This is a genomic window from Butyricicoccus sp. AM32-19 (assembly GCF_003480365.1).
Classification (GTDB): Bacteria; Bacillota; Clostridia; order Oscillospirales; family Butyricicoccaceae; genus Agathobaculum; species Agathobaculum butyriciproducens.
In genome coordinates, this window is the sequence record NZ_QUIX01000002.1 from 177722 (window position 1) to 197291 (window position 19570).

Sequence of the window (19570 nt, forward strand, 5' to 3'; positions counted from 1 at the left end):
CTCATTCAAATACCGCTCTGTGTTTTGTTGTATTTATTATACCCGAGGAACAGTCTGCCCTCAATGCAGTAAACCGGTCAAAACATATGACGATTTTGCTTTTCGTTCACACGCTCTGCACTCCTCTTTGAAAACATAGGATTATTTTGCGCCAAAACAGGATATTTTTTTCTAATGTCGCTTCTCCCCCTCCGGATGGTACACAAAGCGGTCGAATTGTGGTATATTTAGGGTAACTCCGCAGTTCTATTATATGGTGCTGCCCTTGTATAGTTCGCAGAAGCTCCCGTGAGGTGTATTGTATGGCAAAACGCAAGATCTCTCTTATCGGGCTGGTCGTTGTGATGATATGTGTTCTGGTATTCGCACCTGTTGTCACCGCCGGCATCTATTTTATCCATACCGTATCCGGTCAGCTGCAGCATACCGCCAGCGAGACGGTTTCCATGTATCTGAACGAATTCACCGACCGCACCGACCGCATGATGGAGACCCTGCGGGATGGTGTGTACTACCTGACCTCAGACAGTGCCGCCCAGCAGATGATGAACAGCAGCAAACCGCTCACCCAGATCCAGATTCTCCGGCTGGAGCAGAATTTCAGCCGCGCATTCTCGCTCGGCGATTCGCTCAACCCCGATGTGGTCAGCGCCATCTATCTGATCAAAAACGACCAATATGTGCCGGTCTACGGCGGCAACTACTATTTGAATACCTCGTGGCGCGTCCGGCAGATGTACCAGACGCACGAGGACTGCAACTCCGCACGCACGCTGTACACGCACTACACCATCATTGGATACGCATATATGATCGTCGATTTTGTTGACCTCAACACCATGCAGCCGCTTGGCAAAATCATCGTGGAGCTGAACATCGACAAGCTGCTCTCCACGCTGTCGCTGAACCAGCTTTACCCTTCCACTGTCGTCATTTTCAGCGGTGCTCAGGGCAAACGCATCGGCTCTCTGCAGACCGACCTGTTCCGCGAGAACGAGGATATGAACAAGTGGTATCATGCGTCCAGCTCACTCCGAAAAAGCCGTGAGCGCGTGGACATCTATATTCCAAACGCCGAAATCCTCACCGGTGTGCGCCAGAGTACGCGTGTGTATTTTCTCGTCTGTGCTGCCATCCTGATCCTGGCTCTGCTGCTGGCCGCCACCTGTCTCATCCTGCTGCTGCGTCCTCTGCGGCAGATGCTGCACACCATCGGCAGTATCGGCAGCGGTGATTTTTCCGTGCGCATGGATGAAACGCCCTACACCGAAACGACCGCTATCTCGCATGCCTTCAACGACATGGCCGACCGGCTGGACACCCTGTTTCAGGAGGTCTATCAGCGCGGTCTGCTGCTGCGTGACGCAGAGATTCATCAGCTGGAGAGCCAGATTCAGCCGCACTTCATCTTTAATATTCTCGAGCTGATCAATGTCCGCTGCATGGTAGCCGGTCAGCCGGCCATCTGCACCACGGTGCAGAATCTGGCACAGCTGCTGCGGGCAAGCGTTGTTAACCACGGCAAGCAGATTATCACCCTGCAGGAGGAACTGGATTCTGTAAAATACTATCTCGCCCTGCAAAAGGAACGCTTTGAGGAAAAGCTGCAGTACACCGTCGATGTGGAGGACGACAAGCTGCTCGGCTGCTACCTGCCTAAGCTGACCATTCAGCCGCTGGTAGAAAACAGTATCGTACACGGACTCGAGCCTAAGCGTCACGGCGGCTGGGTGCGCGTCAGCATCTGGGAGGAGGAGGACGCCGTGTACATCCGCGTGCACGATGACGGCGTAGGCTTTGACCCGTCCGCCATCCCCCAGCCCGGCAGCGACGACAAGCACCACACACATGTTGCGCTGCACAACATCGAGCGCCGTTTTCAGCTGCTGTACGGCGAGCCCTACGGCATGTCGATCAAATCCGAACCCGGACACGGCACGAGCATCGTGCTGACGCTCCCCATCATCACCGCACCGCCCGAAAAGGAGAAAGACCTATGCTGAAAGTTATGATCGTTGACAATGAATCCGCCATCCGCAAGGGTCTGGTACACTGCATCCACTGGGGCGACCTCGGCTGTGAGATTGCCGCACAGGCAGACGACGGCATGATGGCGCTCGAGCAGATTCCGGTCATTCAGCCGAATATCGTTATCAGCGATATCCGCATGCCCGGAATGGACGGTCTTGAGCTTGCCGAGATCATCGCCCGCGACCATCCCGGCATCAAAGTCATCATTTTGACCGGCTATCCGGATTTTGCCTACGCGCAGCGTGCCATCCAGTATCATGTGGTTGATTTTGTACTCAAGCCGATGACGGTAGAAAACCTGACCAATGCCATCGAAAAGGCCAAGGCCGCCATAGCGGAAGACCGCAGCAGTCAGGACCTGCAGGAGAAGCTCTCCACGACCTCGGCGCGCAACATGGAGCTGCAGCAGAGCATGCTGCTGCATGACCTCATCCACCGTGTTGCATGCTCGCAGCTGTATGTGCTCAACCGCCTGGCTCAGCTGAAAATGGACCTGCACAGCTATTTTGTACTCAAGCTGCATATTACCTCGCTGTCCGAGGAAGCGCTGACCGAGGAAGAATACAACGAGTATCTCAATCAGTCGCAGGAGATTCTGTCCGACTGTCTATCCTCCTACCAGCATTACTACATTGCCCGCGGCACGCAGGACTGCTTTGTGGTCATCTGTGCCGCCGGTGAAGCACCCATCACCGCACTGTGCAAGGAAGCAGTCAATATTGTCGGAAGTCTGGCTCATTTTCTGCTGTTCATTGGCATTTCCAACTGCAATGACAATCCCATCTGCCTCGCCGATGCCGCCGACGAGGCCGCACAGGCGGTGCGCTTCACCGTCTTCACGCCCGACCATCCGGTGACGCACTTCGCTGAGCTCAGCTCGTTCCCGCAGCAGCTGACCGACGAAATCTTTGAAATGCTCTCTGCCCTTAAATCTGCGATGGAGCTGCGTAATCCCGCCGACACAGAGCAGCTGCTCGACTGCATTTTCGCCTATGCGGACAGCAACAAGCTGCCGCCGGATACCGTGCGCAATATCTGCGTATATATTCACCAGTTCGGCATGGAGCTGCAGTTTCCCGGAATGGCCGGACATTCGCTCGAGGGCAGCAGCATTTCCTCGCTCAAGCGCATTATGGAGACCAACTCCATCGCCGAGATGGAATCCTGCACCCGCGCACTCGTGCAGCAAACGCAGGACATGGCGCAGAGCAGCGCCGCCAGCGCAGACCATATCGTTTCCTCGGTACAGGCCTATATCAGCGCACACTATGGCGAGCAGCTTTCGCTCGACCAGCTCGCCCAGCAGTTCTATCTCAGCTCAAGCTATCTCTCGCGCCTGTTTAAGCGCGAGACCGGCACAACGCTGACGACTTATCTGCAGAACGTGCGCATCGAAGCCGCAAAAAATCTGCTGCGCACTACGGCACTCAAAAGCTATGAAGTTGCCGAGCGGGTCGGCATTAACGATCCCGTGTATTTCTCACGCATATTTAAGAAGATCACCGGTCTCAAGCCGAAGGATTACCGTCACAGCGTGCAGAACGAATCATCCGTATAAACGGAAAGAATCGAAAACCGCTCCGGTACGCATCCCATCAGAACCTTTTCCGCAATTCTCAAAACTATCTGTGTGCCAGCAAATCGGTTGCATTTTCCGCACCTTTACTGTATAATATATAATCAAATATATTTAATTGTCAGTAAAATCCATGGCAATACCGCATGATCGAACAAGCGTGATCTGCGAGCAAATTCCACAGCCGGATCCGTCGCGGTACTGCCTATATAAAGGTAATCAGGAAAATGAATACAACCTGGGAAACACACAAATTTGAGCACTACATATTCAGCCTTTTGCTGGCAGTGGAAGTCATTATGTCCTTTACATTTTTAGGATATGTGCATATTCCGCCGATTTCCATTACCACGGCGTATATCCCTATCATCATTACCGCCTGCCTGTTTGGCCCGGCCGAGGCTTCCCTCGCGGGACTGCTGTTCGGTCTTGGCAGTCTGTATAAGGCTTCCGCGACCTATGTCATGCCTGCAGATGCGGTCTTTTCTCCGTTTCGGAGTGATTTTCCCATTGGAAGCATACTGCTGAGTGTCGGCACGCGTGTGCTGTTCGGTTTTCTGCTCGGCTGTCTGTTTCAGCTGGCACGCAAAAGCAAACGAAAGAATCTGTGTAAGCTGCTCATCACAATCGCGGCACCTAAGCTGCACGCGCTTTTGGTTTATACTGCGATGGGGTTGTTCTTCCCCTCTCTTGGTTTCAATTTTTCATCAATCTTTATGCTTGAAAAAAGCGACCTCATCATCCTGCTGTTCTGTGCTGCGGTCGTTCTGGCGATTGACAAGCTGTATCACAGTTCCTTTATCCAGACCTATAAAAAAGCGGTCAATGAATACGAAAACACCCCGTACTGGTCTCCGAAGATTGGTTTCGTGCTGGGGGCCGTAAGTACGTTTATCTTCTGTATGGCGGTCCTCTCGACCGTCTACTTCTCCAACCGTATGTACTACATGCTCGGGCAGCACAGCGTAGATGTCACACAGCACATCCATCGGGATATTCTCCACCTGCAGGTGCAGTTTTTGACTGCCATGCTGGCGCTCAACTTCATTCTGCTCATCCTCATCCTGATGGTCTACCGCTACATGAAATTTCGTGAGTACACCGGCGAGCTGGACTTCCTGACCGGCATTATGGGCCGCAAGCTGTTCCTGCACACCTGTCTCCGCAGCCAGAAGTCCCACGCCGGAACAGCCGGCTGGTTTCTGGTCTGTGATCTGGATTATTTCAAGCACATCAACGACAAATACGGCCATTCTGTCGGTGATGAGGTCCTCAAGCAGTTCGCCGAGCATCTGCAGAACACCTTTCGTTTCTGCGGCTTTGTCGGCCGTATCGGCGGTGACGAGTTTGCCGTAATGCTCGATATAAATCTGTCGCCGGACCAGCTGGAGCATCTGCTGACGCAGTTCCTGCGCGATATTTCCGGTATTCTCGAGCAGGTCACGGTCAGCTGCAGCATCGGCGCGTACCGCTTTGTTTTCCCGCAGGAGATCAAGCACCTGCTCACTGAAACCGACCGCGTGCTCTATCAGGCCAAGGAGAACGGCCGAGCGTGCTTCGTGATAGAGGATTCGACTGAAAAGTAAATTGCAAAAGCCCGCACAGAGTAAAGCAGCTGTGCGGGCTTTTGTGTCTGTCGAAACACTAACGTTTTCCGAGCAGCCTTTCGATCGAATTTCGAAGAAAAGCCGCGCCCTGCAGGCACATTTTTCTTCCCTTGTGTATCTCGGAATTTATGAATGCTCCGCAAATTCTATTTTATGCGTGCTGCCGCACGAAGTACAAGAGTCGAAATGCTACTTTTTGACATACTAAAACGGAGTGCAAACGCACTCCGTTTTACTTTCGATTTTAGAAAGGCTGTGTATAACTCCATGTACCGATACCGAGCGGCGAGAACGCAAGGTAAACCGCTGCGACACAAATGAGAATCAGTGCGGTGGCAACCCAGCGATACTTCCACGGGGTAAGATCGACAGCGCCGATGTCCTTCTGTACCCATGCCTCCGGATGCTTTGTCTTGTTTCGCTGATTGAAAATGAACATAATCAGCAGCTCAACCGGCAGCATAACGAATACAGCATACAGATAATGGAACTTGCTGTTGAGGAACAGCAGGAACGAGCCGTAGCAGACCACATGCAGCGCCAGAATGACCTTTGCGCTGTATTTCGGCAGGTGCTTGAAGAAGAAGCCGCCGAATACGGCCGTCAGAACCGGCAGTGCAATCAGCATTACGAGGGAATCTAGGAAGGTCTTGAGACCTGCCGGGAAGAAGTAGATCAGCGGACCAACGATGGTGGTCAGCACCGCGAAGATGATGCCGACATTCTTGCCGACCTTGACGAGCTTGTCCTCGGAAGCGTCCTTGTCGATGAATTCCTTGTAGATATCCATGGTGAACATGGTATCTACCGAGTTCAGCACCGAGTTGAACGAGGACAGGATCGCACCGAGCATTACGGCTGCGAAGAAGCCCATCAGCGGAGCCGGAACAACCTGCGAAACCAGCTGCGGGTACGCTTCGTCCATCATGGATACCTGATCACCCTGCAGCTCAAACAGCGCATACGCGATAACGCCCGGCAGCGCAAGGTACATAAAACCAATAATTTTCAGAAACGCGCAGTAGAGTGCGCCCTTCTGTGCTTCCTTGAGGTTTTTTGCAGCAAGTACACGCTGAATAAACGACTGGTGCGTACACCATGACTGCAGACCGAGGAAGAACAGACCGGTAAATACGGTCGGCCACGGAACCGCAGGCGGCAGAGAATCCGCCGGAGCGATAGAGTTGAGCATATCCGAATGGTTTTCGATCAGGAAACGCATACCATCGATAACCGACAGACCGTCACCGCCTGCCGTTTTGCCGAGCACGCTCAGTGCGAAGAACGGGATCATGAAGCCGCCGATCAGCAGTCCGATGCCGTTTACGGTATCCGATACGGCAACGGCTTTCAGTCCGCCGAAGATGGCGTAAATCGAGCCGATGACACTGATGATGATACACAGAATGATAACGGCCTGGAACTTGGTTACGCCCAGAATACCGGATACGTTGAAGATATTTTCAAATACCAGCGAACCGGAGTACAGGATAACCGGAATCTGTACGACAATGTACAGCAGGATGTACGCGATGGAGAACCACAGCTTTGTGCTGCGGTCATAGCGCAGACCGATCAGCTCCGGAATGGTGGTAATGCCGCTTTTCAGATAACGCGGCGCCGCAAACAGCGCCAGCACGATACAGCACGGAGCCGCTACGATCTCGAACGCCATCGGGCTCATGCCCACACTCCATGTCTGGCCATTTGTGCCGACCAGCTGCTCTGCCGACAGGTTGGTCAGCAGCAGCGAACCTGCGATAACAAAGCCCGGCAGTCCGCGTCCGGCCAGAAAATAGCCGTCTGCGGTGCTCTGGTCATCGCCCTTTGTTTTTACATACGAAATGACTGCAACAAGTATCGTAAAACCGATAAACGTCGCCATAGTCCAAACCATTGGAATCCCCTCTTTCACGCGGTCCCTCAACCGCTTCAATTTCCCATATTTGTAATTTAATTCTCAAAAATGCGTATAGTTAGGGCGGACGCATGTGTCGAACTCTGCGTCCGCCCTGTCTATAAACTGTTTATGCTGTCAAATGTGTGTTTGAATTACTCCCACAGACCCTTGGACTTCATGTCGGAGACGTACTCATCGATATTGGAGGAGTCGATAACCTTGGAGCCGGAGTCGATGAAGGATTCAACCGAGCCGCCCTCAAGTACGGTAACTGCTGCTTCAACAGCCTTGTAGCCCATGTCGTAGCCCATCTGAGCGATGTCGATGGTCAGAGAGCCGTCCATAACAGCCTCAATGGCAGACTGGTTGCCGTCAAAACCGCACAGAACGGTATCTGCGTAATTGGTGTTGCCGGAATCCTTGATAACCTTTGCAGCTGCAAGCGCCATGTCATCCGCGATGGACAGAACTGCGTCTACGCCGTTCGGGTACTTCTGGATAACCGCCTCCATAGCGGCGGCTGCCTTGTCCGGCATGGTGTCGGTGTACTGCACTTCGAGCACCTGACCGCCTGCGGCTTCGATCGCATCGCGGTAGCCGCGCAGACGTGCTTCATGGGTCTCGTCGCCCTGTACGCCTGCGATGATAACCGCCGTCGGCTTGTCCTTGCCGAGTGCCTTGCAGGCCTCAGCAACCGCCTTGCCGCCGTTCAGCGCTGCGTCCTCGTTGCCGGTGCCAACGAAGCATGCCTTCTTGTCCGAGGTGAAGTCGGTATCGAGTGCTACGACCGGCTTGGTCGCGGTATCTACCAGCGTTGCGGTAGAGGTGGACTGCTGCGGAGCGATAACAACGGCGTCAATGCCTGGGTTGCCGAGTGCCGTCTCAATCATGTTGACCTGCTCATCATACGAGGTAGCCGAGGTCGGAGACTGGATTTCGACGTTTACATTGTCGTGCTCGCTGCCGTAAGCGCGCGCACCGGCAATAACCTTGTTGAAGTGACCGTCCGTATGCTTTACGATAACGGTTACGTTGTAGGCATCACCGGAAGCGTTGGAGCCGCTGTCGCCCGTACTGCCAGTCGATGCGGACGAACCGCCGCCGCAGCCTGCCAGCATGCCGGCACACAGAGCACTTACTAACGTCATTGCTAAAAGCTTCTTTTTCATAGTTCAAACACTGCCCTTTCTCTTCTTCTCATATTGATTTTCTTTCTTCTCTATGGGGGTGGTGCTGGAATTGCGAAAATGCTGTGGACTTAATGAAAAATCTTTTTCTTTTACGGTATCACCGGAACAATTCGACAAGAGCAATTTGCGAACAAATTTTGCGTCCTGATTAGGCGCGGCTTTGCAGCGATACTTTGTGTATTGCAAAAAGTCGGAACGACATCAGGGCACAAAATTTTCGCAAAGTGCCGCAGACGCAATTGTTCGGTGATGCCGCACCAATTACTGGCTGATGGTCTGGCGCAGCGCGTCGATCGAGGTGTTGACACCTGCATCAACAGTCATGGTCAGGTCCTCCATCTCGAGGGAAACGTCTCCGTCGTAGCCCATCATGTGGCAAACGGAGAAGAATTCCTTCCACCACTGGAGGTCCTTGCCGCAGCCGACTGCAACGTAGTTCCATACACGGTCAGCGGACTCGGTAACTGGGCGAGGCTCGAGCAGACCGTCGGTGTCTGCCAGACCGCGCTCGATGCGGGCATCCTTGCCGTGAACGTGGAAAATGCAGCCCTTGAGAGCACGAGCAGCCGCAATCGGATCAGCGCCGAGAACCATCATGTGGGACGGATCGAGGTTGATGCCGAGCATCGGGTCGGTAGCCTCACGCAGCTTGAGCAGAGTCGAAGCAGACCAAACCATGGTGCCCGGGAATTCCTCGATAGCGATGTGCTCAATGCCGCACTTCTTGCAGTGTGCGATGAATTCGTTCCAGAACTCGATCGTTACCTTCCACTGGTACTCATACGCCGGAGCCATGAAATCCGGCCAGGAAACGGTAGAGGTGATCCAGTTCGGGGTGGTGTCGGTTTCGTTGCCGGCCGGCAGACCAGCCATCGCAACGATCTTCTTGACGCCCAGCAGACCTGCCAGCGTAGCGCAGTCGTACATGGACTTCTTGTATTCCTCGCCGGTCTTGCTCGGCCAAAGCGGGTTGCAGGACGTGTTCAGTGCAGAGATGCGCATGCCGCGCTTCTCAAGTTCGCCCATGAATTCCTTGCGCTTGCCTTCGTCCGCGAGCAGCTCCGCGGTGTTGCAGTGCTTGCGGGCACCCCAGCCGCCTGCGGTCATCTCGACCGCGTCGATACCGAGAGACTTTACCTTATCGAGCATGTCCGTGTAGGACAGATCAGCAAAAACATCCGTGCAAATTGCGAGTTTCATATAAAAAACCTCACTTTTCTTCTTTTTTGTTGTAGTAGAAATCGTTGGAGCGATTTTTAGAGAGAGAATTCTTTCAAGTATGTTATCAAAAGGGAATTTTAGCGTTATAAGCGTTTAAGAGTTTACCGCTGCCCGCCTTATGGAAGGCAGCGGTACAGAGAAAAGAAATGAGAGAGTGTCTTAGTTTAGATGGAAATCGGGAGACTTACTTGAAATCTACCCATACGCCGCCCTTGTCAGCAGACTCTACGCACTTGGTTACCCAGCGGATGCCGTCGATGCCGTGCTCCAGATCCGGGTAAACCAGATTCTTGAGGGTTTCCTCGTCGCCGCGGTTCTTTGCATCCATTGCGATAGCAAAACGGGTGTACAGGTTGCTCCAGGACTCGATCAGGCCGGTGTAGTGCAGAGCACCCAGGCGCTCGTACTCGAGAGCTTCCGGATTCAGGTAATCCATTGCACGAACCAGCGTCTGACGCGGCTGACCCTGTACTTCGTAGTACAGCTCATCCGGATGCATGTCGTTCCACTCGAGGGAAGCCTTGGTGCCGACAATGCGGATGTGCTGGCTGCTCATGTCACCTGCGTTAACTGCGGATGCCCACATACGGCCAACTGCGCCGTTCTCATAACGCATCAGGACGTAAGCATTGTCCTCCAGCGGTGCGCGGGACTTGATGAAGCTCTGGCGGTCGCACAGCAGCTGCTTCAGCTTCAGCTGCGGGCAGATCAGCTCGGACATGTAGAAGGTGTGGGTGGACAGGTCGCCAAGTACGAAGGACGGGCCGGACTTTGCCGGATCAACACGCCACTTCTGACCCTCAGCCTGCTTGTCGCCGGTCGGGTCGCAAGCGAAGCCATGTGCGTAGCGGAGGTCTACCATGGTAACCTCACCGATGTCACCGTTCAGAACCATGGAGCGCATCTGGCTCAGCAGGTCGAAACCGGAGAAGCCGTAGGTTACGCAAACGATTTTGCCCTTTTCCTCCGCCAGCTTCTTGATCTCCTCGCCTTCCTCAACCTTGAAGAACAGTGGCTTCTCACAGATTACATGCAGGCCAGCTTCCAGAGCTGCCTTGCAGACCTCAAAGTGCTGGAAGTTCGGGGTTGCGATGTCAACAGCCTCGATGCCGTCCTCGCGCTTTGCTTCCTCAGCGAACATGGTCTTGTAATCCGGATAGAGGCGTTCCTCATCCATGTTCAGGTTCTTGCCGAAGTCTACGCAGCGGGCGAAGTCCAGGTCGAACGCTGCAGCCTTGAGTACGAACGAGGTGTTGTCTCGCATAGCACCCAGACGATGCTTGTAGCCAACGCCGGAAGTGCGGCCGCCGCCTACGATACCCCAACGGAACGGACGAGCAATTTTCTTTTCACCGATAAACATAATGTTTTCCTTCTTTCTTCGATTTGCAAAAAAGTGTTTGATTCTGTTTTTGTACTGCTAATTTTGATGTTTTGTGAAATACATACAACAAATTCGATTTATCTTTGTTTATTGTATCCATTTCCTAACTTCTGGCCTAAGTATAAAATATTTTATGGATATATTCAATAAGCGTTTCTGCTGCAAAGTTCATCAATCCTGCTTTCTGTGAAAAAACACAGAAAACCAGTTCATCAATCCTGCTATTTCGTTCATGGATTCTATGAGTGCAAAATACGGAAGGAGAAGAGTCTATGCAAAGTGTTGATCCCGGCATCCGAAGCGAGTCGGTTTGTTTTCCGTTTACGCCGTCGCAGACCGCGAGAGAGCTGCTGTTCTACCCGACATGGTGCGGTCACTACTACTGCACCGCCAACTATTTTATGAAGCGCGACAGTTATCCGCCGCTGCTCATCGCCTACATCCGCAAGGGACGCTTCCGCGTGGAGTACCACGGTGAATTCCATGTCGCCGAAGCCGGTGACGTGCTGCTGCTCGACTGCATCGAGCCGCACTACTACCACGCCGAGGACGGACTGGAGTTCGTGTACATGCACTTTGAAGGCTCGAACGCGCGTGAGCTGTGCCGCCGCATCACCGACCGGCACGGCTGGCTCATCCGCCGCGATAACAACATGCTGATCGGCAATCTGCTGTACGACATGGTGCGCTTTTACGATGAGAACGGTGTAGAGACCGACATGCAGCGCTCGGCACGCATCTACCGCATGTTTGACCTGCTGCTCTCACCGAGTGCCGCCGAGCAGTCAGCGGATACGCCGGTCGAGCAGGCCATCCAGTACATCCGCTCGCATATCGGTCAGCCGATTTCCGTGGAGGAGCTGGCGTCTACCGTATGCCTGAGCGCATCCTATTTCGCGCATATGTTCAAGCGCCGCACCGGCTTCTCCCCTGCCGATTATGTCATCAACTCGCGCATTGAGCGGGCGAAGGTTCTGCTCGTGCGCACGCAGAAGCCGATTGCAGAAATCGCCGAGGAGGTCGGCTACTCGACCAGCGGCAGTCTGATCAACCTGTTCGTTAAGAAGGTCGGTACGTCACCGCGGCAGTACCGTATCCAGCATATGTCCAAAGCGATTGATGCGGTATGCAAAACCGATGTACCGTTCATAGATACAGATGTGCCGGAGCTGTAACCGTGCAAATATGCAAAAAGACGCACATCGCAAGATGTGCGTCTGAGGCTGAAGAAAAACCGCGTCCTCCGGACACATTTTTTCTTCCCTTGTATAAAAACCGAGGTACACGCCCCCGGTTTTTATGAATTTGCTGCGCAAATTCTATTTTATGCGTGCTGTCGCACGAAGCACAAAATAGAAATCTAACTTTTTCGACAAGCTGAGACGCACATCGCAAGATGTGCGTCTCAGTCTGTCAAAATGTCATATTCCTGCAATTTAAACAATTCGCGCGCCAGTGCGCGTTAAAAGGTTTACGGTCTGTTAAGACAACACCGCATAATGAGAACCACAGCTTCTTGCGCAGACTCCGGTCGCGCTACTGCGACGCTTTGCTGAAATTCTGCACCCTGACTTTGCTGCGTTTCCATGGTAATACCTCAAGTATTACCGCAGAACCAAGCCTCGTCAGCACGCAAAACCTGCTCGCAAGTCGCCTTTTGTCTCATTATGCGGTGTTGCCTGAAAGGATGAAATGCAATAGATTTGTTCTGTTTTACAGTTCCTCGACCGACACGATGCCTTTACGCTCGCCGACCAGTGTCATCAGACGGTTTACCGTGCAGCTGCGCGGCAGGCGCAGTGTGAAGATGGCACAGGCATTGTGCTCACCGTTTTCCGCCGCACGGGTGATCTGGATATTCAGCACTTTGACATCACATCTGCGGTACAGCTGCAGCACATCGTCCAGACACGTTTTATCCTCGTATTCCATATACACATTGATCTCGGGAACGTGCTCCAGCACACGGTACTCTAGCCGCGAGAACACCTGCTCTGCCAGCATGATAAAGCCGGTGGCCAGAATGCCGCCCTCATAAAAGCCGCCGCCGAACGCCAGACCGATGATAGCCGAGGTCCACAGTCCGGCCGCCGTTGTCAGTCCCTTCACATTCTGCCGCTTGGTGACGATGATCGTACCGGCACCGATGAAGCCGATTCCGGCAACAACCTGCGCGCCCAGACGCGCCATATCAGTGAAATAATGCATATTCAGATACAGATACTGACTGGTCAGCGTGGTGATCGCTGCACCGATGCAGATGAGGATATGCGTGCGGAAGCCTGCCGGACGGCGCTTGTACGAGCGCTCGATGCCGATGATGCCGCCGCAGATAAATGCACAGGCGAGACGCACAAATACGGAGAGCGTGGTAACGCTGCGCAGACCGTCAAAAACAGATAACATATTGCTTCCCTCCCGTTACAGCTCTTCGATTACACACAGACAATCCAGCCCGGCCAGTTCGGACAGCAGCTGCGTATGCGGTATTTTTTCATTCAGACGAATCGAAAAGATCGAGCTTGGATGCAGCTGCTCACCGCTCCGGTTGCGCTCGATGTCGATGTCGTAGATCTGCACATTCTGCGCTTTCAGCTGATTGATGATCGTGCTGACATCGTCCATTGAGTTAAACTCCAGATACAGATTGATATCGCGTGCGTTTTCCTGAATGTATGCATCCACGATCGGGAACAGGCGGATGCTCAGAAAGATCATAGCAAACGCGATCAGTACGCACTCGTAAAATCCCGCGCCGACCGCAAGGCCGGTGCACGCCGAAGCCCACAAGCCGGCGGCGGTAGTCAGTCCCTTGACCTGCTGACGGCCGGTGACCAGAATCGTGCCTGCGCCGAGAAAGCCGATGCCATTGATGACCTGTGCGCCGAAACGGGAAACGTCGGTTTTTATGCCGATCTCTGCGCAAATATCCGACCACGGCCCTGTCACCATGGTAAATTCGTACAGGCTGAGCAGCACGGTCAGCGTTGCACCCAGACACACCAGCATATATGTACGGAAGCCCGCCGGACGGCGTTTTCGTTCCCGCTCCAGACCGATGCAGCCGCCGAGCAGCATAGCCAGAGCGAGCCGCAGCACGACCGATGCAAAGTGAAATTCGCGAAGATATGCAATCGTTTCTGTCATGTTCTGCTCCTCCTCATTTCCTGCGGAAACCGTTTACGCACACGTTTGCGCTAATGGTCGTTTTACACCCTGCACTCCTTGGTATATATACAGTATAACACCGAATCAGGCAAAGTTTCATCCCTCACATTGTAAGAAGTATTTTGTTCATTTTTGTGTAATTTGTACATTCGCAAACGTTTGTGTATTTAATTGTCTCCATATTATTATATATTAAGTTCTAAATATCCGCATTTGTGAAATTTTTTATTTCGATGCATCCTCTCCGAACTGTTTTTTCCCTTCCACAGAGCGTAAATACCCCCATTCTGCACAGATTGTGCAGAACGGGGGTATTCGTTCTGTATCGCACGAAGCTGCGCCTGCACGCAGCACAAGGCACTTCCGCCTTACATGGTCCCTTCCTCCTCCATTGCACTGAGCAGCGGCGTTACCATCTGCTTTTTGCGACTGACTACACCCGGCAGCACGACCGAATGCTCCCCACATTCCTTGCGGAACGCGGTATGCACCAGATTCTTTGCACCCCTGCCGACATAAAGCAGTTCGGTCTTTTCCTCGATGATATTAGTCAGCATGACAAACTGCATGGACAGTCCGCTCGTCTTGAGATAGTCCTCCATATAGCCCAGCATTTTATCCCGGATGCCGTTCAGCTCATTCTCGCTGACACTCGTGATCTGCGAAATGGCGATTTTTTTATTCTGTACCTGAAAGTACTTGAAATCCATGTGGAACAGCTCATCCATTGAACGGTCGCGCAGGCGCGAGCTGGAGCGGAACATCTCCGTTGCATACTCTCTGATGTCCAGACCTGCGATCTGCGCCAGCTCCTCTGCGGCGGCGCGGTCGAGCGGCGTACAGGTCGGAGAACGGAACATCAGTGTATCCGACAGAATCGCAGAGCACAGCAGACCCGCGATTTTCGGTTCGATCGGCACATTATGCTCATGATACATTCCTGTGATAATGGTCGCAGTACAGCCGAGCGGCTGATTGCGGAAATAGATCGGCCCGCTCGTTTCAACCGAATCAATGCGGTGATGGTCGATGATTTCAATGATATTAGTCGAACGAATGCCGTCTGCCGCCTGATCCCGCTCGTTATGATCGACCAGAATGACCGATGGACGCTCCAGATCCAGCAGATTGCGCTGAGAAAACATTCCGATATACCGTCCCTGCTCATCCAGCAGTGGATAGTAGCGCATACGCTTTTTGGATACCGCGCGCTTTACATCCTCTACCACGTCATCGGGTTCAAAGGTGATCAATCCCTTGCGGCGCATGACATGGCGCACCGGCACAGCCTGACTGACCACCTTGGCGCAGCTGTATGTCGTCAGCGGCGTTGCGATGATGGATACCTGATTTTCACTTGCCAGCTTGCGGATGGTACGCGAGACTTTCGCGCCGAGCCCGATAATAATGCAGCCCGCGTTCATCTCAATGGCGCAGAGCTGACTCTCATAGCGATTGCCGAGAATGACCATGTCACGCGGCCCGATATAATCCTCCAGAACATCCGGATTGGCTGCCGCAACCACCACGCTGCCCTGCTCGAACCGCTTTTCGATATCACCGACAATCAGCGTACCATCCAGTACATCCACCAGGTTGCGATAGCTTGTGCCGGCCTCCGCCAGTGCGTTCGCGTCCTTATCCTCCATATAGAAGCGCGCGATATCACTCAGCGTCAGCAGTCCTTTAAGATGACGCTCCTCATCGACAACGGCCAGAGTCTGAATATCATTTTCGTTCATGTAATTCCATGCGCGGTGCAGCGACATCTCCTCATCAATACCGGGGATCCTGCGATACTGCACATCGCTCAGACACGGCTCAAACGACTTGATATAACGCGGCGCTTTTACGCCGAAGCGCTCCAGGACAAATTTGGTCTCTGTATTGACATGGCCTGCCCGGCAGGGGATATATGATTCTCCGGTCAGCCTGTGCTTAAGCTCTGCATAACAGATCGCAGAGCAGATCGAATCTGTATCCGGATTACGATGTCCGATAACAAAAACCGGGTTCATACTGTACCGACTCCTTTGTCTGAGAAATGACCGCGGGAACTGCTGTGGTTTTCCCAACGGTGTATGATTGCGGGTAAAAGGAAACAGCAGCACCGACCATGCCACTGATTCGGGTGCTGCTGTTCCCCTCGGGAAGAAATAGGACAATACCGCATAATACTGCAAGCAAATTTTTCTGCACGGACGAGGCGTGATCTTACAGCAATACCTGATGTATTAACATAAAAGCACAGCAAGGTCAGGGCACAAAATTTCCGCCAAGCGCCGCGGCAGCGCGACCGGAGCCTGCGCAAGAAACCGCGACAGCGCGACCGGAGCCTGCGCAAGAAACCGCGGCTCTAATTATGCGGTGTTGCCTTAGATATGGTCATTATGATTTTCCATGCGGATCATGCCGGAAACACCTGCCAGCTCCTGACGGAATGCATTCTGCGCGGACTCATATCCGTTCGGTGGAAAGCTTGCACGGAAGCTGATGATATAGGTGTTATGCGGAGTTCTGCTGAAGGACAGATCAAGCAGCTTCGCGAAATGCCGTTCTGCCAGATGCGACAGTTCCACCATGATGTCGCCCATATGGTCACATTCGATCTGCAGATCCAGTTCCGAGCGGCTTCTGGCGCGGATTTTCTCCTGAATCCCGTCAAACGCCACCAGTGTTACAAAGGCAATCACCGTACCGACTGCCGTGAGCACATAGTATCCCATGCCGACCGACAGACCGAGACAGGCAACGACCCAGACACTGGCCGCCGTTGTCAGTCCGCGAACGGTAAATCCCTCACGCAGGATCGCACCGGCACCCAGAAAACCGATGCCGTTGATGACCTGTGCGCCCAGTCGCGCCGGGTCAGAGGGCGTTGTCCCAAATACTGCGATCGTCTGCTCATACAGGATGCAGCTTGTCACCATGACCACACACGAGCCGAGTGCTACCAGAATATGTGTGCGGATTCCCGCCGGATGCGAGGTCCGTGCGCGCTGCGCGCCGACGGCAAACCCGACGATCACTGCACCCAGCAGCCGCAGCACGATATCCACCACTGTAATTTTCCCCATTTTCGTTTCCCTCCTGTCTAAAATATTTGACCGCACCCTGCAATGGCAGGGTACGGTCAGAAAAAGAGAGAGAGATTGTTACGGTTACGTTCTTTTTCTTATTGCATCGTCAAGCGCTCTGCTCGATTTCGCTCCTCCAGATAATCCACCAGCTCCGGCAATTCCCGAATGATATGATCCGGCTGGTAAGCAGCATCTACACCGGCATCCTTCTGCGCCGACAGGAACGACTGGATCTGGATCGCGGCACCAAAATGCATTCGCTTTGCACCGATGATATCACGCGAGATCGTATCTCCCACATAGGCACATTCCTCCGGCTTCGCCTGCATCTGGCGCAGCGAGATCTGGAAAATAGACGGATGCGGTTTCCGGTATCCGGTCACGCTGGACAGGGTAACATCTTCAAAATAATCGCGGATTCCGTACTGCTCCAGCACATCGAACACCGAATAAAGCGATGCCGTGTTGGAGATGACGCCCAGATGATACCCGCGTTTTTTCAGTTCCTCCAGAGTCTCCTTGACCTTCGGACGAAGCTCGCGGTGATAATAGGTCACTTCCCACATGCCGGCCAGCTGTTCCGCTACCTCCTGCAGTCTTTCACGGTCCAGATTGAAGTCCGCCATATAATACTCCGGCCAGATTTCCTCTGGTTTTTTCTCCAGTTCGTTGGATTCGCTCCATTGTTTGTAGGTACGGATACCGCTGTTCAGCTTGTTCCAGAAGGTAATGTCATTGCAGCCTGTACCCAAATCATGTTCATTGAGGAACGTCCGCAACTCTCCGGTAACCGAGTGAATCGTCTGATCATTATACCAGATATCCTCGAGCGTTCCTCCCATATCAAATAATATAGTGTTAATCACGTTTACTCCTCCTTCTGCGGCAGTGCAAGGGAGGCACGAACCACATTGTGATCGCTCAGCTCCGGCTGTGTATACCGGGCCAGCGCGCTGTCCTGCGCAGCAAAGCCGCAGTCTGCCGTCAGTGTAGAAATCACACTGCTGCAGTGCACGGTAAAGCCGCGCGGCAGCAACCAATCCAGCTTCATATGCAGGCAGCCGCCCTCCGGCAGCGGTTTGCGCCGTGTGCAGTCCGCACCGCCCGAAGCCGCCCGCCATGCATAGCCCGCTGCGGTGCAGTCCTGCAGAAGCGGTTCATACAGGTCGATCATTTCGATCGCCGCAGCCAGTTCCTCCGGCTCGTCACACAGATGACGAATCACCGCCTTATCGCGTCCGTCAAAGGTATTGGTATTGAGATCGCCGCCCAGCACAACGGGAATCCCCGGAAATACACGCTCAACCTCCTGCAGTACAGCTTTCATCTGCTGCAGGCGGCCCGCGCCGCTCGTCCGGTTTTCCAGATGGATGGATACCGCGCCGACCTCCTGTCCCTGCACATCAAGCTTTGCAAAAACCGCATTGCGGCCGCCGATGCGCTTCTGTCGGTCATAATACCAGTTATACTGCTCTGGCAGACGGAGCACCTCTGCCCACAGGATCGGCCAGCGCGAAAAGATTGCATTGCCGTGAAACCCGTGTGCAGCGTCCTTCAGCTCGACAAACTCCAGCCCGAACACATACTGCATTCCCAGCGCACGGGCGATCTCTGCGGCAGTATCCCGCTCGCCCGACCGGGCACAGCCGCTATCCAGCTCATTGGCCAGGATCAGGTCATACGGCCGCAGTGCCGGGCATTCCCGGAGAAAATCTACTGTTTCAGCAAGACATATGCCCCGCTCCATGTTGAACACCAGCGGATTCAGTTCTTTCTTCTGCGGCACCGCACCCGCAAACCGGGTCACGATCTCCGCCTCAAAAAACTGAGGAATATCCCGCATCACCGCATCCTGCGATTCCTGCTCCAACCGTGCCGCAGATTGCAGCACGCACTCTTTTGTCAGTTTTTCCATACTGCTCCCCCTTTACAGGCGGCGCGGCATCGGTTTTTTGTACAGCTTGAAATATAGCGTCCACGATACCGCGTTGCCGACAAGGATCGGCATCAGGGTATACAGGAAGGTCACATACAGCATCATATTCCGGGCAGCAGGCTCCAACTGGAACGCTGCGACCACGCACATGATCGTGATAACCGGCAGGCTCGCAAAGCTGTAAGGCACGATCCGCTTATCCGGCAGCAGAAACAGGATGCAACAGACCGCAGTACCCACCACAGAGATCAGACCGCAGTGGATCCAGTTCTCTGCCATGCCTCCGCCGAGAGGCAGATGGTCATGCAGTACGCCGGTCAGCAGTGCATACATACCGCCGAATACCAGGCAGAACAGCAGATCCACGAAAAAGCAGGTAACTGCCATCGGACTCTTGCGCTTGCCTTCCTTGGTTACGAATAAAGCCATTCTGTATGCTCCTTCCGCTTTTACTGTCCGCGGCAGGCTTTTCAGCCT

Annotated in this window: 15 protein-coding genes; 4 read left to right on the top strand and 11 right to left on the bottom strand. The window is 53.5% G+C overall.

Annotation, left to right across the window (positions count from 1 at the left end; translation table 11 throughout):
* The first annotated feature begins 302 nt into the window (after positions 1 to 302).
* The 3 genes from DW806_RS02850 to DW806_RS02860 all read left to right on the top strand — a co-directional run bounded on the left by DW806_RS02850 (position 303) and on the right by DW806_RS02860 (position 5193).
* A complete protein-coding gene (locus DW806_RS02850; protein WP_118729035.1) occupies positions 303 to 2003 on the top strand; it encodes a sensor histidine kinase in 1701 nt (566 codons plus the stop codon).
* Entirely contained in the window at positions 1997 to 3589 is a 1593-nt protein-coding gene (locus DW806_RS02855; protein ID WP_118284884.1) for a response regulator, read from the top strand. The genes DW806_RS02850 and DW806_RS02855 overlap by 7 nt, the downstream gene beginning before the upstream one ends.
* A 245-nt stretch (positions 3590 to 3834) precedes the next feature.
* Positions 3835 to 5193 carry an ECF transporter S component gene (locus tag DW806_RS02860; RefSeq protein WP_118729036.1) on the top strand — a complete coding sequence of 453 codons (1359 nt, stop codon included), beginning with the start codon at positions 3835 to 3837 and terminating at the stop codon, positions 5191 to 5193.
* A 265-nt stretch (positions 5194 to 5458) separates the two neighbouring features.
* On the opposite strand, the gene DW806_RS02865 is transcribed toward DW806_RS02860, so the two are convergent.
* The 4 genes from DW806_RS02865 to DW806_RS02880 form a co-directional block, all read right to left on the bottom strand.
* A complete protein-coding gene (locus DW806_RS02865) occupies positions 5459 to 7111 on the bottom strand; it encodes a solute:sodium symporter family transporter (RefSeq protein WP_118729037.1) in 1653 nt (550 codons plus the stop codon).
* 155 nt (positions 7112 to 7266) lie between these two features.
* Positions 7267 to 8262 carry a sugar ABC transporter substrate-binding protein gene (locus DW806_RS02870; protein WP_158578267.1) on the bottom strand — a complete coding sequence of 332 codons (996 nt, stop codon included), beginning with the start codon at positions 8260 to 8262 and terminating at the stop codon, positions 7267 to 7269.
* A 303-nt stretch (positions 8263 to 8565) separates the two neighbouring features.
* Positions 8566 to 9504 carry a sugar phosphate isomerase/epimerase family protein gene (locus DW806_RS02875; RefSeq protein ID WP_118284888.1) on the bottom strand — a complete coding sequence of 313 codons (939 nt, stop codon included), beginning with the start codon at positions 9502 to 9504 and terminating at the stop codon, positions 8566 to 8568.
* A gap of 205 nt (positions 9505 to 9709) precedes the next feature.
* The gene (locus tag DW806_RS02880; protein WP_117751205.1) at positions 9710 to 10888 is read right to left on the bottom strand and encodes a Gfo/Idh/MocA family protein; all 1179 of its coding nucleotides are present in this window, start codon (positions 10886 to 10888) and stop codon (positions 9710 to 9712) included.
* A 293-nt stretch (positions 10889 to 11181) separates the two neighbouring features.
* Between DW806_RS02880 and DW806_RS02885 the strand changes: the two genes are divergently transcribed.
* Positions 11182 to 12084 carry an AraC family transcriptional regulator gene (locus DW806_RS02885; RefSeq protein WP_118729039.1) on the top strand — a complete coding sequence of 301 codons (903 nt, stop codon included), beginning with the start codon at positions 11182 to 11184 and terminating at the stop codon, positions 12082 to 12084.
* Positions 12085 to 12622: 538 nt separating this feature from the next.
* Here the strand turns inward: DW806_RS02885 and DW806_RS02890 are convergent.
* The 7 genes from DW806_RS02890 to DW806_RS02915 form a co-directional block, all read right to left on the bottom strand.
* Positions 12623 to 13315 (bottom strand): MgtC/SapB family protein, encoded by a 693-nt coding sequence (locus tag DW806_RS02890; protein ID WP_117489569.1) that lies wholly within the window; start codon positions 13313 to 13315, stop codon positions 12623 to 12625.
* Between the two features lie 15 nt (positions 13316 to 13330).
* A complete protein-coding gene (locus DW806_RS02895; protein ID WP_117554962.1) occupies positions 13331 to 14056 on the bottom strand; it encodes an MgtC/SapB family protein in 726 nt (241 codons plus the stop codon).
* A 389-nt stretch (positions 14057 to 14445) separates the two neighbouring features.
* A complete protein-coding gene (locus DW806_RS02900) occupies positions 14446 to 16095 on the bottom strand; it encodes a putative manganese-dependent inorganic diphosphatase (protein ID WP_118729040.1) in 1650 nt (549 codons plus the stop codon).
* A gap of 357 nt (positions 16096 to 16452) precedes the next feature.
* Entirely contained in the window at positions 16453 to 17154 is a 702-nt protein-coding gene (locus DW806_RS02905) for an MgtC/SapB family protein (RefSeq protein ID WP_118479050.1), read from the bottom strand.
* Positions 17155 to 17252: 98 nt separating this feature from the next.
* Positions 17253 to 18023, bottom strand: coding sequence for an HAD family hydrolase (locus DW806_RS02910; protein ID WP_158578268.1), 771 nt, complete (start codon positions 18021 to 18023; stop codon positions 17253 to 17255).
* A 2-nt stretch (positions 18024 to 18025) separates the two neighbouring features.
* Positions 18026 to 19072 (bottom strand): endonuclease/exonuclease/phosphatase family protein, encoded by a 1047-nt coding sequence (locus DW806_RS15090; protein WP_158574633.1) that lies wholly within the window; start codon positions 19070 to 19072, stop codon positions 18026 to 18028.
* Between the two features lie 12 nt (positions 19073 to 19084).
* On the bottom strand, positions 19085 to 19522 hold the full coding sequence (locus tag DW806_RS02915; RefSeq protein WP_117489562.1) for a hypothetical protein: 438 nt from the start codon (positions 19520 to 19522) through the stop codon (positions 19085 to 19087).
* Positions 19523 to 19570 lie beyond the last annotated feature (48 nt).

What these genes read in the sequence shown, in the direction of transcription:
- DW806_RS02850 (WP_118729035.1), top strand. Translation starts at nt 303, where the DNA reads ATGGCAAAACGCAAGATCTCTCTTATCGGGCTGGTCGTTGTGATGATA.
- DW806_RS02855 (WP_118284884.1), top strand. Translation starts at nt 1,997, where the DNA reads ATGCTGAAAGTTATGATCGTTGACAATGAATCCGCCATCCGCAAGGGT.
- DW806_RS02860 (WP_118729036.1), top strand. Translation starts at nt 3,835, where the DNA reads ATGAATACAACCTGGGAAACACACAAATTTGAGCACTACATATTCAGC.
- DW806_RS02865 (WP_118729037.1), bottom strand. Translation starts at nt 7,111, where the DNA reads ATGGTTTGGACTATGGCGACGTTTATCGGTTTTACGATACTTGTTGCA.
- DW806_RS02870 (WP_158578267.1), bottom strand. Translation starts at nt 8,262, where the DNA reads ATGACGTTAGTAAGTGCTCTGTGTGCCGGCATGCTGGCAGGCTGCGGC.
- DW806_RS02875 (WP_118284888.1), bottom strand. Translation starts at nt 9,504, where the DNA reads ATGAAACTCGCAATTTGCACGGATGTTTTTGCTGATCTGTCCTACACG.
- DW806_RS02880 (WP_117751205.1), bottom strand. Translation starts at nt 10,888, where the DNA reads ATGTTTATCGGTGAAAAGAAAATTGCTCGTCCGTTCCGTTGGGGTATC.
- DW806_RS02885 (WP_118729039.1), top strand. Translation starts at nt 11,182, where the DNA reads ATGCAAAGTGTTGATCCCGGCATCCGAAGCGAGTCGGTTTGTTTTCCG.
- DW806_RS02890 (WP_117489569.1), bottom strand. Translation starts at nt 13,315, where the DNA reads ATGTTATCTGTTTTTGACGGTCTGCGCAGCGTTACCACGCTCTCCGTA.
- DW806_RS02895 (WP_117554962.1), bottom strand. Translation starts at nt 14,056, where the DNA reads ATGACAGAAACGATTGCATATCTTCGCGAATTTCACTTTGCATCGGTC.
- DW806_RS02900 (WP_118729040.1), bottom strand. Translation starts at nt 16,095, where the DNA reads ATGAACCCGGTTTTTGTTATCGGACATCGTAATCCGGATACAGATTCG.
- DW806_RS02905 (WP_118479050.1), bottom strand. Translation starts at nt 17,154, where the DNA reads ATGGGGAAAATTACAGTGGTGGATATCGTGCTGCGGCTGCTGGGTGCA.
- DW806_RS15090 (WP_158574633.1), bottom strand. Translation starts at nt 19,072, where the DNA reads ATGGAAAAACTGACAAAAGAGTGCGTGCTGCAATCTGCGGCACGGTTG.
- DW806_RS02915 (WP_117489562.1), bottom strand. Translation starts at nt 19,522, where the DNA reads ATGGCTTTATTCGTAACCAAGGAAGGCAAGCGCAAGAGTCCGATGGCA.